20 protein-coding genes are annotated in these 21122 nt (G+C 72.0%); 4 read left to right on the plus strand and 16 right to left on the minus strand.

Annotated elements, in window-relative coordinates; genetic code table 11:
• Positions 1-46 precede the first annotated feature (46 nt).
• Entirely contained in the window at positions 47-1915 is a 1869-nt protein-coding gene (menD, locus tag E4K62_RS14760; protein WP_135068727.1) for a 2-succinyl-5-enolpyruvyl-6-hydroxy-3-cyclohexene-1-carboxylic-acid synthase, read from the minus strand.
• On the minus strand, positions 1818-2255 hold the full coding sequence (locus tag E4K62_RS14765) for a PLDc N-terminal domain-containing protein (RefSeq protein WP_135068729.1): 438 nt from the start codon (positions 2253-2255) through the stop codon (positions 1818-1820). Before E4K62_RS14765 ends, menD begins: the two co-directional genes overlap by 98 nt.
• A gap of 76 nt (positions 2256-2331) precedes the next feature.
• Between E4K62_RS14765 and E4K62_RS14770 the strand changes: the two genes are divergently transcribed.
• Complete coding sequence (locus E4K62_RS14770; protein ID WP_135068731.1) at positions 2332-2628, plus strand: DUF4229 domain-containing protein; 297 nt, start codon at positions 2332-2334, stop codon at positions 2626-2628.
• A 16-nt stretch (positions 2629-2644) separates the two neighbouring features.
• Here E4K62_RS14770 and E4K62_RS14775 read toward each other — a convergent pair whose 3' ends face one another.
• The 6 genes from E4K62_RS14775 to E4K62_RS14800 all read right to left on the minus strand — a co-directional run bounded on the left by E4K62_RS14775 (position 2645) and on the right by E4K62_RS14800 (position 7937).
• Positions 2645-3616, minus strand: coding sequence for a 1,4-dihydroxy-2-naphthoate polyprenyltransferase (locus tag E4K62_RS14775; protein ID WP_135068733.1), 972 nt, complete (start codon positions 3614-3616; stop codon positions 2645-2647).
• A gap of 57 nt (positions 3617-3673) precedes the next feature.
• Positions 3674-4831 (minus strand): AMP-binding protein, encoded by a 1158-nt coding sequence (locus E4K62_RS14780; protein ID WP_135068735.1) that lies wholly within the window; start codon positions 4829-4831, stop codon positions 3674-3676.
• Between the two features lie 81 nt (positions 4832-4912).
• The gene (locus E4K62_RS14785) at positions 4913-5812 is read right to left on the minus strand and encodes a 1,4-dihydroxy-2-naphthoyl-CoA synthase (RefSeq protein WP_135068737.1); all 900 of its coding nucleotides are present in this window, start codon (positions 5810-5812) and stop codon (positions 4913-4915) included.
• Entirely contained in the window at positions 5812-6597 is a 786-nt protein-coding gene (locus tag E4K62_RS14790; RefSeq protein WP_135068739.1) for an LLM class F420-dependent oxidoreductase, read from the minus strand. Before E4K62_RS14790 ends, E4K62_RS14785 begins: the two co-directional genes overlap by 1 nt.
• 9 nt (positions 6598-6606) lie before the next feature.
• Positions 6607-7599, minus strand: coding sequence for a permease prefix domain 1-containing protein (locus E4K62_RS14795; RefSeq protein WP_240742711.1), 993 nt, complete (start codon positions 7597-7599; stop codon positions 6607-6609).
• A gap of 2 nt (positions 7600-7601) precedes the next feature.
• Positions 7602-7937 carry a PadR family transcriptional regulator gene (locus tag E4K62_RS14800; protein WP_135068743.1) on the minus strand — a complete coding sequence of 112 codons (336 nt, stop codon included), beginning with the start codon at positions 7935-7937 and terminating at the stop codon, positions 7602-7604.
• 95 nt (positions 7938-8032) lie between these two features.
• Here E4K62_RS14800 and E4K62_RS14805 point away from each other — a divergent pair, with 95 nt between their 5' ends.
• Entirely contained in the window at positions 8033-9025 is a 993-nt protein-coding gene (locus E4K62_RS14805) for an o-succinylbenzoate synthase (protein WP_135068745.1), read from the plus strand.
• Positions 9026-9032: 7 nt separating this feature from the next.
• Here the strand turns inward: E4K62_RS14805 and E4K62_RS14810 are convergent, their stop codons facing one another.
• Positions 9033-9674 (minus strand): TetR/AcrR family transcriptional regulator, encoded by a 642-nt coding sequence (locus E4K62_RS14810; protein ID WP_135068747.1) that lies wholly within the window; start codon positions 9672-9674, stop codon positions 9033-9035.
• 113 nt (positions 9675-9787) lie between these two features.
• Here E4K62_RS14810 and E4K62_RS14815 point away from each other — a divergent pair, with 113 nt between their 5' ends.
• Both E4K62_RS14815 and E4K62_RS14820 read left to right on the plus strand, forming a co-directional pair.
• Positions 9788-12619, plus strand: a complete 2832-nt coding sequence (locus E4K62_RS14815; RefSeq protein ID WP_135068749.1) for an MMPL family transporter — start codon at positions 9788-9790, stop codon at positions 12617-12619.
• Entirely contained in the window at positions 12616-14667 is a 2052-nt protein-coding gene (locus E4K62_RS14820; RefSeq protein ID WP_135068751.1) for a YhgE/Pip family protein, read from the plus strand. The genes E4K62_RS14815 and E4K62_RS14820 overlap by 4 nt, the downstream gene beginning before the upstream one ends.
• A gap of 23 nt (positions 14668-14690) precedes the next feature.
• Here the strand turns inward: E4K62_RS14820 and E4K62_RS14825 are convergent, their stop codons facing one another.
• From E4K62_RS14825 to E4K62_RS14855, 7 genes are all read right to left on the minus strand, one after another.
• Positions 14691-15422, minus strand: a complete 732-nt coding sequence (locus tag E4K62_RS14825) for an alpha/beta fold hydrolase (protein WP_135068753.1) — start codon at positions 15420-15422, stop codon at positions 14691-14693.
• A 191-nt stretch (positions 15423-15613) separates the two neighbouring features.
• Entirely contained in the window at positions 15614-16660 is a 1047-nt protein-coding gene (ccsB, locus tag E4K62_RS14830; protein WP_135068755.1) for a c-type cytochrome biogenesis protein CcsB, read from the minus strand.
• A 4-nt stretch (positions 16661-16664) separates the two neighbouring features.
• The gene (gene resB / locus E4K62_RS14835; RefSeq protein WP_135068757.1) at positions 16665-18335 is read right to left on the minus strand and encodes a cytochrome c biogenesis protein ResB; all 1671 of its coding nucleotides are present in this window, start codon (positions 18333-18335) and stop codon (positions 16665-16667) included.
• 10 nt (positions 18336-18345) lie between these two features.
• On the minus strand, positions 18346-19098 hold the full coding sequence (locus tag E4K62_RS14840) for a cytochrome c biogenesis CcdA family protein (protein ID WP_135068759.1): 753 nt from the start codon (positions 19096-19098) through the stop codon (positions 18346-18348).
• Positions 19095-19691, minus strand: a complete 597-nt coding sequence (locus tag E4K62_RS14845) for a TlpA family protein disulfide reductase (protein ID WP_135068761.1) — start codon at positions 19689-19691, stop codon at positions 19095-19097. The genes E4K62_RS14840 and E4K62_RS14845 overlap by 4 nt, the downstream gene beginning before the upstream one ends.
• The gene (locus E4K62_RS14850; protein WP_135068763.1) at positions 19691-20320 is read right to left on the minus strand and encodes a histidine phosphatase family protein; all 630 of its coding nucleotides are present in this window, start codon (positions 20318-20320) and stop codon (positions 19691-19693) included. Before E4K62_RS14850 ends, E4K62_RS14845 begins: the two co-directional genes overlap by 1 nt.
• 63 nt (positions 20321-20383) lie before the next feature.
• On the minus strand, positions 20384-21067 hold the full coding sequence (locus E4K62_RS14855) for a DedA family protein (protein WP_135068765.1): 684 nt from the start codon (positions 21065-21067) through the stop codon (positions 20384-20386).
• Positions 21068-21122: the final 55 nt, after the last annotated feature.

Consider the following 21122-nt stretch of genomic DNA (forward strand, 5'->3'; position numbering starts at 1 on the left):
CCGGCGGCGCATCCCCTGCCTCACGGTGGCAGTGGGATGGCAGTGGTCACCGTGGAAGCGGGACCTCGATGAGCTGGCGCCCGCCGGCGGGGGACGTGAGCAGCTGATCGAGCGCGCCGCGCGTGGTGACCCGGTGGAACTCCCACCCGTACGCGAGAGCGAGGTGCTCGAGCCGCACGGCCTGCGGCGTGTAGAGCACCCGGTCCATGGCCTCGGGGCCGGCCGTCGCCGCCACCTCCAGGCCGTCGAAGATCGTGCCGCCGCCGTCATTGCCCACGACGACCTGGATGCGGGGTTCGTCCTCGACGCCGGGCATCAGCAGCGCACCGGCGTCGTGCAGGAACGCCAGGTCCCCGACCAGGGCACGGGTGACGCCGGGCCGCCCGTCGGCCTGACTGGCGAGAGCCACCCCCAGTGCGGTCGCGACGGTGCCGTCGATTCCGGCGAGGCCGCGGTTGGCGTGCACGGGCACCTTCTTGCCCCCGAGGAGCGCGTCGGCCACGCGCACGAGCCGGGAGGAGCCGAATACGAGCCGGTCATGCGGCCACGTCGCCCGCCACAGCGCATCCACGAGCGACGCGCGGTCCAGCGGGGTGCGCAGGACGGCGACTTCGGCCGCGATCGCCCCGAGCCGCTGCTGCGGTTCGGCGGAGGACAGCGCCTGGGCGTCGGGCGCGGGCGGTGTCAGATCCACCGCGGCGGCGGCCGAGGCGCGCATCCAGCGGCCCAGCCACTCGCGATCGGGCGCACCGTCACCGACGCGCACGGCATCCACCCAGGCGGTGGCGCCGTTGAGGTTGAGCGGTTCGCCGGGTCCGCGCACGGCGAGCACCTCGACGTCGGGGCGGGCCAGGAGCGCCGCGACCTCGCGGCTGAGGGTGGGATGACCGAACACCACGACGCGCTGCACGGCGCCGCCGAGGTCGGGTTCGCGCAGCAGTTCGCGGTATCCGTGGACGAGGTTGCGGCCGAAGCGGGCACCGCTGACGATCTCCGCCACGACGGGCCACCCGCCCACGTGGGCGAGTTCCTCCGCCGCGGGACCGGCATCCGCCCCTGCCACCACGATCGTGCGCGGCCCACGGGCGAGTTCGTGCGGCAGTGTCTCGGCAGGCCCCGCGTCGGCGCCGCCGATGCCGCCGCCGCCCTGATACAGCGCCCCCGACTCGCCCTCCGGCGATGCGTCGCTCTCCGCCGCCGCCGGCTCCGAGAGCCACGCGGGGAGGGCGCCGGCGAGCGGTTCCCGGTACGGCAGGTTCAGGTGCACGGGGCCGGCAGGGCGGCCCGCGCTCCCCCGCGCTGCGGTGAGAGCCTCCGCCGCGAGCGAGCGCAGCAGCATCGTCTGCTCGGAGGATCCATCGGGGTCGACGCTCTCCGGCACCGGCGGATCGGCGTCGAAGCGGACGTTCGGGGCGAACAGGCCCGGCTGGCGCGTGGTCTGGTTCGCGCCCACTCCGCGCAGTTCTGGCGGCCGGTCGGCGGTCAGGAGCACGAGGGGGACGCCGGCGTGATGCGCCTCCAGGACGGCGGGAAGGAGATTGGCGACGGCCGTGCCCGACGTGCAGATCAGCACCGCGGGGGTGCCGGTCTCGCGTCCGATGCCCAGGGCCGTGAAGCCGGCCACGCGCTCGTCGATGCGCACGTGCAGCCGGATGCGGCCGGCTCGCTCCAGCGCGGCGGCCACGAGCGCGAGCGCCTGCGACCGGGAGCCGGGGCTGAGTACGACGTGTGCGACACCGCTGCCCACGAGGGCACCCAGGAGCGCAGCGGCCGCGTCGGTGGCGGGTGCCGCGTCGGGGCGGCGGGCTGAGGTCACCTCAGCCGACGGCGCCGCGCTGACCGCGCGCGTCGTCGTCGCCGTCGGTGCTCGGCGGGGTGGGGCCGGGGTCGGCGGGCGGGGTGTCCGCGGAGGCATCCCCCCGGAACTGCTCGTCGTCGGCCTCGGCGTCGAGCTGGGCGAGCTCCTCCTCGAGGCGGCGGATGCGCTCGTCCTGGTCGGCGATCGATCCGATGCTGCCGAGGAACTCCGGGTCGTCATCGGGAGCGCGACGGGCGGCTGCGGCCTTCGCGCCTCGGCCACGTCCGACCACGAACCACAGGAGGCCGCCGAGGACGGGAAGCAGCACGACGATGGCGATCCATGCGCCCTTGCTCACACCGCGGTGGCGGGTGGCGGGCTGCAGCGCGCAATCCACGATCGCGTACACCCAGAACGCGGTGCCCACGAGCGCCAGGATCAGCAACAGCCTCGTCATGTGCTCATCCTAGGCGGGATGTCTGAGCGTGGGCCGGGCGGCCGGGACCTCGAGAGGTGCGAATTAGGATGGAGGCATGAACGCACGCTCCGCCCTGGTCTACACGGTGCTGCGGCTGCTCGCGTTCTTCGTGCCGTTCGGTGTCCTGATGCTGTTCCCGGTGTTCCAGGACCTGCCGTGGCTGGCCGCGCTGTTCGCGGCGCTGATCGGCCTGAGCCTGTCGCTGCTGTTCCTGCGCCGCCCGCTCGATCAGGTGACCTCCGGCATCGCGGAGCGCCGCAGCAGGGCCCACCGCCCGAACGCCGCCGACGACGCCCTCGCCGAGGACGCCGCGGCAGACACCGCGGCCTCCTCCCGCGACACCGACCGCTGACGATCCGCTCGGGGCGTCAGCCGATGAACGCCCAGAAGAGGAACGCGCCGTAGGCGAGCGAGGTGAGCGACGTCAGTGCGAGCGCGACCACCAATTCGCGGGGCACGCGGTAGGTCCAGACGATGAGGATCGCCGGCAGGGCGGCCAGCAGTGCCATGAGGCTCAGCCAAGCGATGGGGTAGAACAGCGCCAGATACGCCGCGATCCCGAAGGGGGCCAGCACCAGCACGGTGTACAGCACCTGCGTCGCCCGCCGTCCGATGCGCACCGTGAGGGTGCGCTTGCCGGCGACGCGGTCCTGGTCGATGTCGCGCAGGTTGTTGGCCAGGAGCACGGCGCATGCGAGGAAGCCGATCGCGACCGCGCCGAACCACGCCTCCTGCGGGAGAGCGAAGGCCTGCACCCACGTCGTCCCGAGCGTTGCGACCAGCCCGAAGAAGACGAAGACGAACAGCTCCCCGAGCCCCGCGTAGCCGTAGGGGCGCTTCCCGCCGGTGTAGAACCACGCCGCCACGATGCACGCCGCCCCGACCACGATCATCCACCACTGCTGCGTGCGGATGACGATGGCAAGGCCGGCGAGCGCGCCGATGCCGAAGAAGACCAGGGCCACGACGAGCACGGTGCGGGGCTGAGCCTTGCGCGATGCGGTGAGCCGCGCAGGCCCCACGCGGTGGTCATCGGTGCCGCGGATGCCGTCGCTGTAGTCGTTGGCGAAGTTCACCCCGATCTGCAGGCTCACCGCCACGACGAGGCAGGCCAGCGCGATGACCCAGTGGAACGGCTCGGCGCCGAGGTTGGCGGCGCCCGTTCCCACGAGCACGGGGCTCACCGCGAGCGGCAGCGTGCGCAGGCGTGCCGCACCGATCCAGTCGCGCGCGGTGGCCTTCGCGGGAGGCGCCGCGACCGGACGCTTCTGCGGATTGCCACGGGGGCGGGGGCGCGCGGAGCTGGTGCGGGCGGGACGTTTACGGGGTTGAGCGGCCACGAAGTGCCATCCTAGGCGGGCGCGCCACCCTCCACCGGCGGTCTCTGCCCGCTCCGCCTAGTGCAGCGATGCCACGAGTCGGCGGATCGCCTCGCGGTCGGGCTTGCCGGAGGGCAGGGAGTCGAGCTCGTCGACGACGATGAGCCGGGACGGCCGCGCGGGGGCACCCAGCTCGGCGGCGACGGCTGTGCGCGCGTGCTCGAGCTGCTCCGCCTCGCTACGGCGCAGGGCGTCGCCGCGCGGGGCGACGATGACGGATGCCTCGCCCCACTGCGGGTCGGCCACGGGCACCACGACGGCGGATTCGAGTCCGCGGATGCTGCGCACGACCTGTTCCACGCGGTCGAGGGAGATGTTCACGCCGCCGGACACGATGACGTTGTCGATGCGTCCGTGGATGCGGAGCAGCCCGTGCTCGTCGACGAGTCCGGCGTCGCCCGTGCGGTACCAGCGGGTTCCGTCCGGGTCGGTGGGGAACACCGCGGCCGTGCGGCCCGGTTCGCCGAGGTAACCGTCGGCCAGGACGGGGCCGGTGATCTGCACCTCGCCGCCGACGACCCGGATACGCACGCCGTCCAGCGGCGCGCCGTCGTAGACGCACCCCCCGCACGTCTCCGTCGACCCGTAGGTGCGCACGATCCGGGCACCGGCGTCGGCCGCGCGCTCGCGGAGGGCGTCGGGGAGGGACTGCCCGCCGACGAGGATCGCCTCGAACGATTGCAGCGCGTCGGCGACGTCGCGATCGGATGCGGCGGCGTCGAGCACCCGCTGCAGCTGCACCGGCACGAGGGAGGTGTACGTGGGCACGCGCACGCCGTTCTCGGTGGAGGTCATGAGCCGTGCGGCGGCGGCGAAGGATGTGGGTGAGAACGATCCCGACAGGATCGCCGGCTCGCGCCCGGCGATCAGGGAGCGCACGAGCACCTGCACACCTGCCACGTAGGCCGGCGGAAGCGCGAGCAGCCACGCGCCCTCGCCGATGCGGGCGGAGGTCGCCAGCGCACTGGAGGTCAGCGCGCTGCGGCTGAGCGCGACGGCCTTGGGCACGCCGGTGGAGCCCGACGTCGTCACGACGACCGCCGTCCCCGCCGGCACCTCGGCGGGCAGCTGGCCACGGGTGGAACCGAACCCCACCGCCGGCCCTGCGCCGAGGGCCGCGCGCAGGGCCCGCAGCACATCCCGCGGGTCGGCCGCGTCGATCTGCTCCAGCCTCACGTCGGTCTCACTCCCTCCGGATGCCGCTGTTTTCCACGGTCGACTCGGCGGTCGCTTCTCGCAAGGGGGTGCGCGGGGGCGTCAGTAGTGCCACGGGAAGCCGGTCCAATCGGGGTCGCGCTTCTCCAGGAAGGCGTCGCGACCCTCGACGGCCTCATCCGTGCCGTACGCCAGGCGCGTGGCCTCCCCCGCGAACACCTGCTGTCCGACGAGGCCGTCGTCGACGGCGTTGAAGGCGAACTTGAGCATGCGGATCGCCGTGGGGGACTTGCCGAGGATCGTGCGGGCCATCGCGATCGCCTCGCGTTCGAGGTCGGCGTGCGGCACGACGCGGTTGACCGCGCCGATCTCGTACGCGCGCTGGGCGGAATATTCCTCCGCGAGGAAGAAGACCTCCCGTGCGAGCTTCTGCCCGATCTGGCGCGCGAAGTACGCGGAGCCGTAGCCGGCGTCGAACGAGCCGACATCCGCGTCCGTCTGCTTGAACCGGCCGTGCTCGGCCGAGGCGATCGACAGGTCGCACACGACGTTGAGGGAGTGCCCGCCTCCCGCGGCCCACCCGGGGACGACGGCGATGACAACCTTCGGCATGAAGCGGATGAGGCGCTGGACCTCGAGGATGTGCAGCCGCCCGGCGCGGGCGGGGTCCGGCGCGGTCGCGTCGTCGCCGGCGTAGGTGTAGCCGTCGCGCCCGCGGATGCGCTGGTCGCCGCCGGAGCAGAACGCCCAGCCACCGTCCTTGGGGCTGGGTCCGTTGCCGGTGAGGAGCACGACGCCGATGCGCGGATCCTGCCGCGCGATGTCCAGGGCCGTGTAGAGCTCGTCGACGGTGTGCGGGCGGAAGGCGTTGCGCACCTCCGGGCGATCGAACGCGATGCGCGCGATCCGCCCGTCGTGCGAGACGTGCGCCGTGATGTCGGTGTAGCGCTCGCTTCCAGGTGCCGCCGTCCACTCCGCGGCGTCGAACAGCTCCGAGACCATCAGGAGCCGTTCTTTCCGTCGCGCCAGCGCAGCCATCGCGCCACCGTGTCGTAATCCGCGGCGCCGGGCGCCCAGCCGAGGGTGTACAGACGCACACCGGCGTCGAACAGTGCGTCGGCCGCGTCGTCGTCGCGCCCCTTGAGCTCGTTGGAGACGACCATCCCGGAGACATCCCGACCTTCCACCTCGCCCCACTTCCGGATGACCGAGATCTTGTGCGCCATCTCCTCCGGCGCGACGAAGCTGTGCCAGATGTCGGCGTGACGCGCGACGATCCGCAGGGTCTTCTGCTCCCCTTTGCCGCCGATGAGGATCGGGATGCGGCGGGTGGGCGGCGGGTTGAGCACGCCCCAGCGGGCCACGACCCGGTCGAGGCCTTCCGCGAGGTCGTTCAGGCGCGTCCCGGGCGTGCCGAATTCGCACCCGTACTCGGCGTAGTCCCGCTCGAACCAGCCCGCGCCGGTGCCGAAGACGAACCGGCCGCCGCTGATGTGGTCGATCGTGCGGGCCATGTCGGCCTGCAGATCCGGATTGCGGTAGCTGTTGCAGTTCACCAGCGCGCCGAACTCGACGCGCTCGGTCTGCTCGGCCCACGCCGCGAGCATCGTCCACGACTCGAAGTGCAGACCATCGGGGTCGCCGTGCAGGGGGAAGAAGTGGTCCCAGTTGAACAGGACGTCCACGCCCATCTCCTCCAGCCGCAGCACCGCATCGCGGATCTGCGGGTAGGAGGCGTGCTGCGGTTCGATCTGCACGCCGATGCGCACGGGGGTGTCCAGGAGCATGCCGTCAGCCTATTCCGCGGTCACCGCGGCCCGGGCCCGGGTTGACGTCCGCCCCGCGCGCCGGGCCTTGAGGAAGGCCTCCACGCTGTCCCACCCGGCGACGCCGACCAGCGTGAACCCGAAGACGACCCCGACGATCACCGCCACGGTGTCGCCGGACTCCGGGATCACCGAGGCGAAGAACTCCGGGTTCACCAGCTCGCCCCGCACCAGCAGCCACAGCCCCGGCACCACGATGAGCAGATTCAGCAGCAGGTTGACCGAAGCCGAACGCGCCGTCCAGCGGCCGTGCGCATACACGCGGATTGCCAGGAGCGCCTCGCACGCGCACAGGGCGAGCAGGCCCCCGATCCACCACGGCCACAGCCCCGGCGCCAGGAACGACGTCCAGCCGCGGTCGGCCAGGTACGCCGTCCCCACGAAGTGGTCCCACAGGACAGCGCCGGCCACCACCCCGAGGAGAACGAGCGACGCGACCAGGTCGGACAGGCGCGCACCGCTGTCGCGAGGCTCCGGAAGCTGGTCGGGCGTCCATCGGCTCACGAACCCGACGTCCGCACCGCCCGCAGACCGTTCCACGGTGAAGAACACCAGCGTGGTCCAGAAGCCGACGTTCACGATCACGCTCACCGTGACGCTCGCGACCGAGCCGACGATCTCGCCGAAGGCCGCGCCGGAGAGGGTCTGGCCCAGCGCCACCCCGAACGCGGCGCACACCGGCACGATCGCCCACAGCAGCTTCGTCAGTCGCCACCACGCGAGGTAGTAACGCGGCCCGATGAGCTGCAACGGGCGGTCGATGTAGTCGGCCGCGAGGCGATCGGGGTCGCCCAGGTCCGTCAGCACCCCCCGCTCGGCGGCATCGGGCGATTCCCCGGCCGCCACGCGGGCGTCGAGCTGATCGTCGATCAGTGCCCGCAGCTCCGCGGCGAGGTCAGCGCGCTGCTTCTCGGGCACCGAACGCATCGCGGCATCGACGTACCGGTCGGTCAACGTGGACATGGTCATCTCTCCTCAGGCAGGGTGGCGATTGCGTCGGCGACGGCGCGCCATTCGGCGGTGAGCCGGTCGGCGAGCGCCGCGCCGGCGGCACTCGTGCGGTAGAACTTGCGGGGCCGCGTCTCGTCGGTGTTCCACTCGCTGGTCAGGTAGCCCTGCTTCTCGAGGCGGCGCAGCAGGGGATAGAGCGTGTTGGCGTCGGTGGGGAACCCGTGACGCTCCAGGTCTTCGAGCAGGCCATAGCCGTAGCCGGGCTCGCGCAGGAGCTGCAAGCAGGCGAGCACGACGGTCCCGCGCCGGATCTCCTGCAGGTGTCCGCTCAGCGCGTCATCCTCACTCATGACGCACACGGTACTGTGCGTCACACACTAACGTCAACCTCACACCGCTGTGTGCCCGTCACTGCACGGACGCACATCCGAGGCAGGATGGGGGCGTGACCGCTCCCCTACCCCCGCTCGACGAACTGCTCGCCGACGCGCACGTCGTCGCCCTCCCGATGGCGCGACGCTTCCGCGGTGTCGACGTGCGCGAGGCGGTCGTGCTGGAGGGCCCGTCGGGATGGACGGAGTTCTCGCCCTTCGTCGAGTACGACGACTCCGAGGCCGCGACGTGGCTCGCCGGCGCGATCGACTTCGGATGGGGCGAGCCCCCGACGACTCGGCGCGACACCGTGCGGGTCAACGCCACGATCCCCGCGGTCTCGGCCGACGACGTCCCCGCGGTGCTCGCGCGCTTCGACGGCTGCCGCACGGCCAAGGTGAAGGTCGCCGAGCCGGGGCAGACCCTCGCCGACGACATCGCGCGCGTGCGCGCCGTCCGCACCGCCATGGGCCCCGAGGGCCGAGTGCGCGTGGATGCCAACGGCGGCTGGAACCTCGATGAGGCAGAGCACGCCGTGCACGCCCTGGCGCCTTTCGATCTCGAGTACGTCGAGCAGCCGTGCGGCGGCCTGGAAGACCTGGCGCAGTTGCGGGAGCGCATCGCCTACCTGGGGATCCCCGTCGCCGCCGACGAGAGCGTGCGCAAGGCGGATGACCCGTTACGGGTCGCGCGCGCCGGCGCCGCCGACCTGCTCGTCGTCAAAGCCCAGCCCCTGGGGGGAGTGCATCGCGCGCTGGAGATCGTCGCCGCATCCGGCCTGCCGGCGGTCGTGTCCAGCGCGCTGGACACCTCCGTGGGACTGGCCATGGGCGTGGCGCTGGCCGCGGCGCTGCCCGAGCTGGATTACGACTGCGGCCTGGGGACCTCGTCCCTGTTCCTGGCCGATGTCGCCGACCCGCCGCTGCGACCGCGCGAGGGGATGCTGCCGGTGGGAGCCGTGGTGCCCTCGCCGGACCGGCTGCGCGCACTCGCTGCCGCGCCCGAGCGCCGGGAGTGGTGGCTGCGCCGTCTCACGCGCTGCCACGCGCTGCTCGCCGAACGCTGACCGGGGGTCAGTCCGACCCGGCGATGAGCAGCGGGACGACGCCCGCGAGGGCGTGCTGGACCTCCTCGCGTGCGCCGAGACGGTCACGTCCCGCCATCACCGCGCGCGTCATGGTCCCTTCCCACACCAGCAGCAGCAGCTGGGCCACCTGATCCTGCGGCAGCGCGAGGCGCAGCCCGCTGGCGCGCGCGATGTCGCCGATCATGCGGGCGATGTTCCGGCTGAGCTCCTGATCCTGCTCGAGGAACGCTTCGGCCATCGCGGGATTGCGCAGGGCATGGATGCGGATCTCGCTCATGAGCAGCACGCCCAGCCGGTCATCCCCCGGGAGATCCAGCACGCGCTCGACCAGCGCGACGGCGGTGGCCGGGGTCGCATCCAGCGCCCCCTCGCCCGCCAGCTCGGCGACCCGCGCCTCCACATCCGAGACGCGGGACCGCGCGACGGAGGCCGCGAGCTCGAGGAACATCTCCTCCTTCGACGCGAAGTTGGAGTAGAACGCCCCGCGCGTGAACCCCGCCCGCTCGCATACCGATTCGACGGAGGTCGCATCGAGCCCGACTTCGGCGAACACCTCGGTGGCAGCGTCCAGGAGCCGCTGGCGCGTGGCCTCCCGGCCGCGAGGGGTCGTGGCGGTCGTCTCGCTCATCAGTCCTCGTTTCACACGGATCACTCAGCCCCGGGGGGCTCTGCGCCACATACGATACATGGGTGTATCGGATACGACGCTGTATCGGAGCCGTCTGACCGATCGGAGCCGCTGTGTCCACTCTCCTCGCCACGCTGGGACGCTGGTCGTACCGTCACGGCTGGCGCGTGCTCATCGCCTGGGTGGTCGTCCTGCTGGCAGCGGGCGGCGGGGCGCTCGCGTTCAACCAGGGCACCGACAACTCCTTCTCCATCCCCGGCACCGAGTCGGAGGAGGGTCTCGAACAGCTCTCCCGGACCTTCCCGCAAGTCAGCGGAACGAGCGCCCAGATCGTCGTCGTGGCGGCGGACGGCGACCGGATCGATGACGATCCGTATGCGTCCCGCATCGACGAGCTGGTCGCCGATCTGGGTGACATCGACGGCGTCCTCGCCGTCACCGACCCGTTCGACGAGACCGTCTCGGGCCTGATCAGCGACGAGGGCGACGCCGCCATCGTGCGGCTGCAGTTCGACGGCCAGGGCGCCAGCGTCTCGCCGGAGTCCAAGCAGACGCTCAGCGACGCCGCCGACGACTTCGCCGCCGACCTCCCCGACGGCGCGCAGGCCGCACTGGGCGGCGACCTGTTCGCCCAGTCGATCCCCGGCGTGACGATCACCGAGGCGCTGGGGCTGCTCATCGCCCTGATCGTGCTGATCGTGACCTTCCGCTCGTTCGTGATGGCGGGGCTGCCCCTGGTCACCGCGATCCTCGGGGTGGGGCTGTCCATGGCGCTCATCCTCCTGGCCACCGCGGTCGCCACCATCTCCTCGACCACCCCGCTGCTCGCGCTCATGCTGGGCCTTGCCGTCGGGATCGACTACTCGCTGTTCATCGCCGCGCGACATCAGGACCAGGTGCGCGGCGGGATGGACCCGGAGGAGTCGGCCGCACGCGCCACCGGCACCGCCGGATCGGCCGTCACGTTCGCCGGCGTCACGGTGCTCATCGCCCTGATCGGCCTGTCGTTCGCGAACATCCCCTTCCTCACGACCATGGGGATCGCCGCATCCGTCGCCGTCGCGATCGCCGTGGTCGTCTCGGTCACCCTCACCCCCGCGCTGCTGGGCTTCGTAGGCCGCCGGGCCGCCGGACGCACTGCCGGCGGTCGCGCCCGCCGGCGGGCGGCGGCTGCACGAGAAGCCGAGGCCGAGGCCGACGGCGACATTCCGGAAGAGCCCCCGGCCACGCCGGCTGCCGCCGTGCGCACCAACCGGTGGGTGGCGATGGTGTCGCGGCGCCCCCTCGTCACCGCCATCGCCGTCGTGGTGGGCCTGGGCACCCTGGCCGTCCCGGCGGGAAGCCTCGCGCTCGCCCTCCCCAACGCGGGCGTCCTGCCCGAGAGCAACTCCGCCCGCCAGAGCTACGACCTCGCCGCGGAGCACTTCGGCCCCGGCGTCAACGGGCCGCTCGTGCTGACCGGCACGATCGTGACCTCCACCGACCCCCTGGGCCTCATGTCCGACATCGCCGCGGAGGTCGAAGACCTTCCGGGCGTCGCAGAGGTGGCCCTGGCCACCCCGAACGAGACCGCCGACACCGGGATCGTGCAGATCGTGCCCGAGACGGCACCGGACGACCCGGCCACCGCCGACCTCGTGCGCGAGCTGCGCGCGCAGCACGACCGGCTGCTGGACGAGTACGGCATCGACCTCAAGGTCACCGGCTACACCGCCGTCGCGATCGACATCTCCGACCGCCTGGGCGCCGCCCTGGTCCCCTTCGGCCTGTTCGTGGTCGGGCTGTCCTTCCTCCTGCTCATGGTGGTGTTCCGCTCCATCGCGGTGCCTCTCACAGCCGCCCTCGGTTACCTGCTGTCGGTGGCCGCGGCGTTCGGCGTGGTCGCGGCGGTGTTCGAGTGGGGCTGGTTCGCCGACCTGCTGCACGTGGCGCGCGTGGGACCCGTGATCAGCTTCATGCCGATCGTGCTGATGGGCGTGCTGTTCGGGCTCGCGATGGACTACCAGGTGTTCCTCGTGACCCGCATGCGCGAGGACTACGTCCACGCGCGGGCCAAGAACGCCTCGGGTGCCGACGCCCGCGCCGTCGCCGTGGCGGCGGTGCGCTCGGGCTTCTCCGCGACCGCGCGCGTGGTCACCGCCGCGGCCCTCATCATGTTCGCGGTGTTCGCCGCGTTCGTGCCCGAGGGCGACTCCTCGATCAAGCCCATCGCGCTGGGGCTGGCCGTCGGCATCGCCGTCGACGCGTTCCTGGTGCGGATGACCCTCATCCCCGCGCTCATGACGCTCCTGGGCGACAAGGCGTGGTGGATCCCGCGGTGGCTGGACCGGATGCTGCCCAAGCTCGACGTCGAGGGCGAAGCCGTCGAGCGCGAGATCGCGCTGCAGGACTGGCCGGGACCCGGCTCGCGCGCCGTCGTGATCGCGGACGGCGTGGGACTGGAAGTCGGCGACACGCCCCTGTTCGACGACCTCTCCCTCGAGGTGGAGCCGGGGCACGCGGCCATCCTCACCTCCGTCGACCCGCGCGCCTCTCGCGCAGCGCTGTACACCCTCTCCGGGCGGGTCTCGCCCACGTCCGGCCGCCTCCGCGTCGCCGGGCACCTGCTGCCCGGCCGGGAGGCGTGGGTGCGCGGCTCCGTCGGCATCGCCGCGCTGGACGAGGCCGAAGACCCGCTCGCCGAGCTCCGCGACGCGCTCACCGGTACGCCCGGAGTGCTCGCGGTCTCCGGCATCGAGTCCCTCGCCCACGGCGCCCTGCGCGATCAGGCCGCCGCGACCCTGCGGGATGCCGCGGCCACCGGCGAGTGGACGCTGCTGCTGACCGCCGCCGACCCCGACGCGGCCGGCCGCGTTCTGTCGGATGCCGGCTGGACCGGCGCATCCGTCACGCGCGTCGCCGCCGCATCCCCCCGCACGTTCGACCTGTCCGAGGTGACCGCATGACCCGTCCTGGCTCCCCCCTCGCGCTCGAGCGCGCCGGCTCCCGCCGGCCCGTGACCTGGCTCACGATTATCGGCGCGCTGCTGCTGCCGGTGATCGTCGGCGGCGTGCTCGTCGCCGCGCTGTACAACCCCGTCGAGCGCCTCGAGTCCATGAGCGCGGCCATCGTGAACGCGGACGAGCCCGTCACGATCGACGACCAGCCCGTGCCGCTCGGCCGGCAGCTGACAGCGGGCCTCATCGAGGGCTCGGACGACATCCCGAGCAATCTGGACTGGACGATCACCAACGACGAAGACGCCCGCCAGGGCTTGGCCGACGGCTCGTACGCGGCCGTCATCCGCATCCCGGAGAACTTCTCCGCCGCGGCGACCTCCACCTCTCCGGGAGGCGAGGCACCCGAGCGCGCCACGATCGAGGTGACCACGCCACCGGACAGTCTTGTGGTGGACGACGCCATCTCGGCGCAGGTCACGCAGGCGGCGGCATCCCTCCTGGGGACATCGCTGTCGGAGGTGTACCTGGAGAACGTGTTCCTCGGGTTCACCACGCTCGGCGACCAGCTCGGCACGGCCGCCGAGGGTGCCGCCCAGCTCGCCGACGGCGCGACGCAGGCCGCCGACGGCGCCACCGCACTCTCCGGCGGGATCGCGCAGTTCTCCGACGGAGCAGCAGCCCTCGCCGACGGCGCGACCCAGCTCGCCGGCGGCGCCGCCGAGCTGGGCACCGGCGCCGCGCAAGCCGCTGACGGCCTGGACGCGTGGGCCGGCGGCGCGCAGGAGATCGCCGCGAACGGACGGCTCCTCGCCGGCGGGCTGCAGCAGACCGCCGATGCGATCCCGCAGCTTCCTGCGGAGCTCGTCACCGCGGCCAACGGGCTGGCGGCCAACAGCGCCGCCATTCAGGCGCAGGTCACCGCCGCATCCGACGCGCTGACCCGGGCAGCTGCCGACTGCACCGCACAGGGCGGATCGGCGGAGCTGTGCGCGACCCTCACGCAGCTGTCCACCGAGGCCCAGGCCGCCGTCGGACCCGTCAACGAGCTGATCGGGCAGTCCGACACGATCGCGGCGGGTGTCACCGGCTTCCAGCAGCTCGGCCCGGGCCTGCAGACGATCTCGGCCAACCTCGCGCAGCTCTCCGGCGGGATAGACCAGCTCGCCGCGGGGGCGACCACCGCCGCCGGTGGGGTGCGGCAGCTGTCGGACGGTGCCGCACAGCTGTCGGGCGGAGCATCCGCGCTGGCGGACGGCGCATCGCAGCTGGCCGACGGGGCCGGGGAGGCGGCCACGGGTGCCGAGGAGCTCTCCGGTGGGGTGCGGCAGGTCGCCGACGGCACCGCGGACCTGGCCGAGGGCCTCGGCACCGCCGTGGCAGAACTGCCCTCCTACACCGACACCGAGGCCGCCGACCTGGCCTCCGTCGTGGCCGACCCCGTCGCGGCGGAGGGCGTGGGCACGAACCTGTTCGGCGCGTCGGCAGTCCCCCTCGTCGTGACGGTGGCCCTGTGGTTCGGCGGGTTGGGCACCTTCGTGGCACTGCGCGCCGTGACCGCGCGCACGCTGTCCTCCCGCCGCCCGTCGGCGCTGCTGGCGCTTCGCGCGCTCGCCCCGGCCGCCGCGATCGGCGCAGTGCAGGGCGTGCTCGTGGCGATCGTGGTGCAGCTGGCCGCCGGCTACAACTGGGCGGACTGGTCACTGTTCGCCGCCGTCGCCGCGGTGGCAGGGGTCGCGTTCGCGGCCGTGAACCAGGCCCTGGTGGCGGTCTTCGGCGGCGCCGGGCGATGGATCTCGGCGCTGGTGGGCGTGCTGGCCGTTGCCACGGGCGTGGTCTCGACCGTCCCCGGAGTCATCTCGGCCGTGGCCGGGCTCCTCCCCACCGCCCCGGCGTACCAGGGGATGCTCGCGGCACTGACCGCCGCGGACGGCCTGGGGGCGGCGGTCGTCGGACTCGCCGTGTGGACAGCGCTGGCGTTCGTCGTCACGACGATCGCGGTGGCACGTCGCCGCTCGGTTCCCGCGCGGGCCCTCCTGACCGCCGCCCCGGCCTGACCGTGGTCACTCGCGTCGGCCGCTCACGCGGTCGACGAGCTGAGTGACTCCTGTGCGAGGGCGCTCCGGGCGGCGTCGACGATCACGGCGGCGACCGTGTCGGACTGCGTGATGTAGACGTCGTGGCTCCCCGAGACCCTCGTGGTCTTGGCGCCCATGCGCTCGCTCATGTGCCGGAGCATCGCCGGGTCGAAGGACTTGTCCTCCGTCGCGATGACGGCCCACGTCGGCTTGTCGTGCCACGCCGCGTTCTTCACGGGTGTGGCGAACACCGACATGTTGATCGGCACCTGGCTGTCACGCAGGAACGCGGCATCCTCGTCCGTCGCGTCCGCCGAGAACCCCGCCTTGAAGTTCTCGAGGTTGAGGAAGCCGTATCCGTCCTCGACGGTGTCGATGATGAACTCCGGCGTCGGCGCGAAGCCCTCGTACTGCTGGCCGGTCGTCTCCCCCGCGTCCGGCGCGAGGGCCGACACGTAGACCAGTCCCGCCACGCGGGGATGCATGCCCGCCTCGGTGATGACGGTGCCGCCCCACGAGTGACCGACGAGGATCGTCGGCCCGTCCATGAGGTCCAGCACGCGCGTGGTGGCCGCGACGTCGTCCTCGAGGGAGGTGAGCGGGTTCTGCACGATCATGACCCGGTACCCGCGCGCGGTCAGCGTGTCGTAGACGCGGCGCCAGCCGGAGCCATCCGCGAACGCGCCGTGCACGAGCACGACATTGGTGATCTCTTGGGTGGGAGTGCTGCTCATGGTGCTGTTCCTTTCGTTCGCGCGCCGGCAGGTCTCCCCCGGTGCTGTCCAGTCGGGACGGTTGTCCGGACGACGTGCAATATATTGCATGTCGCGGGGCGGGACAAGAGTGCGACGATCGTGACGCACGCGAAACGCCGCCCCGGGCCGGGAAGGCGCGGGGCGGCGTCAGGACCGACAGGAACCCGGGGTCAGCTGGAGAGGCCGGAGTAGGCGTGCAGGCCCTTGAAGAACATGTTCACGATCGTGAAGTTGAAGATCACGGCGGTGAACCCGATGATCGACAGCCACGCCGATCGCGTGCCGCGCCATCCGCGCGTCGCACGGGCGTGGATGTAACCGGCGTAGAGCACCCAGATGACGAAGGTCCAGACTTCCTTCGTGTCGAAGCCCCAGTACCGGCCCCATGCGTCGTTGGCCCAGATGGAGCCGGCGATGAGGGTGAAGGTCCAGAAGATGAACCCGACGATCGCGAAGCGGTAGGCGAGGGACTCCAGCGTCTCACTGGAGGGGAGGGTGCGCAGGAACCCGGGCCCGCGCTTGGCCGACGGCGCGGATGCTGCGTCGCCCGACGCCACGGTCGCCACCGCACGCCGCTCCCGGCGCGACTGCATGAGCTGCAGCACCGACAGGCCGAAAGCGAGCGCGAACAGGGCCGTGGCCAGCGACGCGACGAACACGTGGATGACCAGCCACGCGGACTTCAGCGGGTCGGCCAGGGGCACGACCTCGACATAGAACGCCAGTGTCGCGCCGCCGAGGAGGACGACCGTGAGCCCCGTGATGAAGGAGCCCAGGAAGCGAAGGTCGTAGCGGAAGAGGACGACCAGGTACACCGCGACGATGAGCATCGTGCCGGTGAGGGCGAACTCGTACATGTTCGACCACGGGACGCGCTCGGCGGCGATTCCGCGCGTGACGTCGGCGGCGACGTGGAAGAGGAAGCCCAGCACCGTCAGAGACGTGCCGATCCGCCCCCAGACGTAGCGGGGCTTGACTGCGGCGCGTGCCTCCATGGCGCCCTGCGGCCGCCCGGTCCGGGTGCCGGCGGGAGCGGTGGCGGCGCCGGCGGTCACGAGTTCGCGCTCGCGCGCGGCGTCCTGCGCCTTGAGCGCCACATCGGAGCGGCGCGCGAGATCGACGGCGTAGGCGATGAAGGCCAGCACGTAGATCGCGATGGCGGTCCAGACCAGCAGCACGGAGACCGCGTCGAGGGAGAGCGTTTCGGATCCGGGCATGGTCTCAGTCTACGTCCGAGGTGCTGCGCCAACCCTGGACGGCGGCGGCGTGACGGGCCTGGAACTGATCCACCGCGGCGCCCAGCGTGGGGTCCTCCCCGCGGGCGAGTCCGGCGTACTCCAGGTGCACGGAGCTGCCCTGCACCGTCGCCTTGACCCACATCCGCCGTCGCGGGACGAACAGCGCCGCCAGCAGGCCGAGGGTGGCCAGAACCGCGAAGAGCAGCACCCACGGGGCGGCCAGGTCGCGATGGATCGACAGCGACGCGAAGCGCTTCACGGATTCGGCATAGCCGGTGGCACCCTCGGGCGATTCGTCCTCGAAGGTGATCGTGCCGAGCCCGTCCGGCAGTTCGGCCGACTGCCCGGGGGCGAGCTCGATCGAGTCGATGCCCGTGTCTCCACCGCTGAGCTGTTCCATCTCGCTCGTGTCCAGCGTGTAGACCGAGCGCGGCTGGCCCCCGTCGATGCCGAGGTCGCCGACGAAGACGTTGAAGGTGACGACGGGACTGATGAGGTCGGGATACGCCGACGTGAACGCGCCGGAGGCCAGCGCCGCCTGCGTGGGATAGAAGAACCCGACCAGGCCCATCTGCTCGGGCAGACCGTCGGGCACCTTCACGACGCCGAGCGAGGTCATGTTGGTGTCCTGCGGCAGGAAGGGCACGGAGTCGTGGAAGATCTCCTCGCCCTCGGCGTTGCGGATGGTGAGGGTCGGGGCGTAGCCGTTGCCCATCAGGTAAACGCGGTCGCCCGCGACGTCGAGCGGGTGGTTGACGCGCACCTGCCCCTCGCCCTCCTCGCCGTCCACGCGCGTGGTGAGGTTCGCGGCGAAGTCGCCGGCCTGACCGGCGCCCTGTTCGCCGAGGGGCACATAGCTGACGTCGAACTCGTCGAGGGTCAGCGCGTAGGGCGTGAGAGTCTCGGCGCTCACGAAGCGACCGGGGTTGAACGAGGAGTAATCCAGCAGCGAGTTGACGAACGTCGTCCCCTCGACGATGACGCGCTGGCCGGTGTAGGTGAATCCGCCGCCCACACCGACGGCCACGAGCACCCCGACCAGTGCCCCGTGGAAGACGAGGTTGCCCGTCTCACGCAGGTACCCGCGCTCCGCCGACACCGAGAAGGCCCCACGGCCGTCGTAGCGCTCGACGCGGTACCCGGCCTTGCGCAGCTCCCCGGCCGCCAGCTCGACGGATTCGGCCGCCAGGCGGGCGGCGTCGTCGGGGGACGCGGCATCCAGCTCCGCCTCGCGGAAGTCGTCCAGGCGCGACAGGCGCGCGGGCGTCCGCGGCGGGCGTGAGCGCAGCGCCTTCCAGTGGTGCTTGGTGCGCGGGATGACGCAGCCGATGAGCGAGACGAACAGGAGGAGGTAGATCGCGGAGAACCACGGCGAGGAGTAGACGTCGAACAGGCTCAGGTTCTCGAGGATGGGAGCCAGGTCGGGGTTGTCGGTGAAGTACTGCGTGACGCCGTTGGGATCGGCACTGCGCTGCGGCACGATCGATCCCGGCACCGCGGCGATCGCCAGCAGCAGCAGCAGGACGAGCGCCGTGCGCATGCTCGTCAGCTGACGCCAGCCCCACCGCATCCATCCGACGAATCCGAGGGCGGGCGCGGTGATGTCCTCGGGATCGGCGGAGGCGTGGTCGGCAGGGCGCAGCGGGTCGGTCATGGTCGATTCGTCAGAGCGGGAGGGGGACACTCTGGATCACCCCCTGGAGTTGCGACATCCACGCGCCCCACACGCCCGTGACCATCGCGAGGCCCAGGAGGATCAGGAGCGCCCCGCCGATCAGGTTGATGGCGCGGATGTGGCGGCGCAGGAACGCCACCGAACGGGTCGCCCAGCCGAAGCCGAGCGCGAGGAGGAGGAACGGGATGCCCAGGCCCAGCGAGTAGGCCAGGCCCAGCAGCGCGGCGCGGCCGGGGTCGCCCAGGTTCCACGACACCGAGAAGATCGCGGCAAGGGTCGGGCCGATGCACGGCGTCCACCCGATGCCGAGGGCGATGCCCAGCAGCGGTGCGCCGATGAGCCCGATGTTGTTGCGCGCCTGCAGTCGCACGGTGCGCTGGGCGATGCCGAACAGCCCGATGAAGACCAGGCCGAGCAGGATGACGATGACGCCCATGACGCGCGTGATCGGGTCGGCGTACTCGACGAAGAAGCGCCCCACCGTGCCGCCCAGGACGTTGACGGTCATGAACACGAGCGTGAAGCCGGCGATGAACAGCAGCACGCCGCCCAGGAGCCGGCCGCGGCCGGGCGCCGCCGCGGAGGAGCCGCGGCGGGGCGCGACGGAGCCGCCGATGAACCCGAGGTAGCCCGGGACGAGCGGGAGCACGCACGGGGAGAGGAACGACACCAGCCCGGCGGCGAGGGCGATGGGCAGGGCGAGCCACAGCGCACCGTCGAACACGACCGCGCCGGGGTTCACGCCGGCTCCGCGAGGACGTCGCGCACGATCGTCTGGAGGATCGAGGCCTCCGGCAGTTCGCCGATGATGCGCGCGGCGACGCGACCCTCCTTATCGAGCACGAGCGTCACGGGCGTGGCGGTGAGCGGCGCATGCTCGGCGAAGGCGAGCTTGACCGCGCCGCCGTTGACGTCGATGACGCTCGGGTAACTCACGCCGTTGTCGCGGGCGAAGGATGCCGCGGTCGCGGCCTGGTCGTAGGTGTTCACGCCCAGGAACGCGACGTCCTGCCCTTCGAAGCTCTCATACGCCTCTTCCAGGCGCGGGGCCTCGACGATGCAGGGGCCGCAGGCGGCGTACCAGAAGTTCACGACGAGCACCTGGCCGGCGTAGTCGGCGTCCGACACCTCGGCGCCCGTCTCGGTCACGCCGGCGAACTCGACCCGTTCACCGCGATCCGCGGCCGGGATCTCGGAGGTCTGGAAGCCGTTGGCGGCGATATAGCCCTTGTTGTCGCCCGCCCGGTACTGATCGGCCAGCGGGTCGGCCGCACACGCGCCCAGCCCGAACGCGAGAGCGGCGGTGAGGGATGCGGCGAGGAGGCGCCGGCGCATCACACGGCCCCCACGTCGACGGCACCCGCGGTCGACGCCGGCTCTGCGTAGTCGACCTCGACCCAGCGGTCGCCGCGGCGCTCGAAGCTCGTGACGCTGGACAGTGCGCAGCGACGGCGACGCGGATCGTGGCGCAGCGCGCCGCCGGCGATCGAGAGGTGCGAGATCCAGATCGGGAGCTGGTGCGACACGATCACGACATCCCCGCCGTCAGCCGTGTCCCACGCGTCGTCCATGGCGGTCCGCATCCGCGCGACGATGCTCTCGTAGGCCTCGCCCCAGCTGGGGAGGGCGGGGCGGGCGAGGTGGCGCCAGTTCAGCGGGTTGTAGAAGACCCGCCCCATCCGCCGGCCTTCGAAGACGTTCGTGGGCTCGATCACGCGCTCATCGATGACCGGCTCCAGCGCGAACAGCTCCGCGAACGGCTCGGCCGATTCGCGCGTGCGCTGCAGCGGTGAGACGACCAGTGCACTCACGGATCGTTCGAGCGATCGCACGTACTCGGCGGCCTGCCGGGCCATCCGCCGCCCATCGGGGCTCAGGCCGAAGCCGGGCAGCCGTCCGTAGAGGACACGCCCGGGGTTGTCGACCTCGCCGTGGCGCACGAGGTGGAGGCGATCGGCGGACACCCCTCCAGTCTAGGCGGGGGCGTTCTGTGGAGCGCCTGTGGGGAGGGTGGGCCCTGGGCTCGGTCAGACGCCGTCAGTGCCGGTGCGGCGCGCGCGCGTCAGCATGCGCACCCGGACGACCACGAACCACACCACCGCGACGAGAACGGCGGCGATCACGACGTACTGGAGGATGTCGGCGTACTGCTCGATGACGTGCCACTGCTCGCCGAGGAGATACCCGGCCAGGACGAAGATCGTGTTCCAGATCAGACTGCCCGCCGCCGTCAGCAGCGTGAACCGCCACACCGGCATCTTCGCGACACCGGCGGGGATCGAGATGAGGCTCCGGAAGATCGGCAGCATCCGGCCGAAGAACACCGCCTTGCCGCCGTGCCGCTGGAACCACGCCACGGTCACGTCCACGTCCTGCACCTTCATCAGCGGCATCCGGTCGGCGATCCGGCGCAGCCGCTGGACCCCCAGCCACCGGCCGAGGCCGTACAGCGCCAGGGCGCCGACGATCGATCCGATCGTGGTCCAGATGAGGGCCTCGGCCAGCGAGAAGGAGCCGCGGCTCGCCGCCAGACCCGCCATCGGCAGCACCACCTCGCTCGGCAGCGGGGGGAAGAGGTTCTCCAGCGCGATCGCCAGGCCCGCGCCCACCGGTCCGATGATGTCCATCAGGGAGACGGTCCAGTCGGCCAGCGCCGACAGCCACGATCCGTCGCCGGCTGTGGAGGTCGCGGCAAGCGTGATTTCGGTCATCGGGGCCTTTGCTCTCGGTGATCGGCGGACGTGCGGGTGCCGCGATTCAGCCTAG

Origin of the sequence: Microbacterium wangchenii, assembly GCF_004564355.1 — a bacterium.
Lineage (GTDB): Bacteria > Actinomycetota > Actinomycetes > Actinomycetales > Microbacteriaceae > Microbacterium > Microbacterium wangchenii.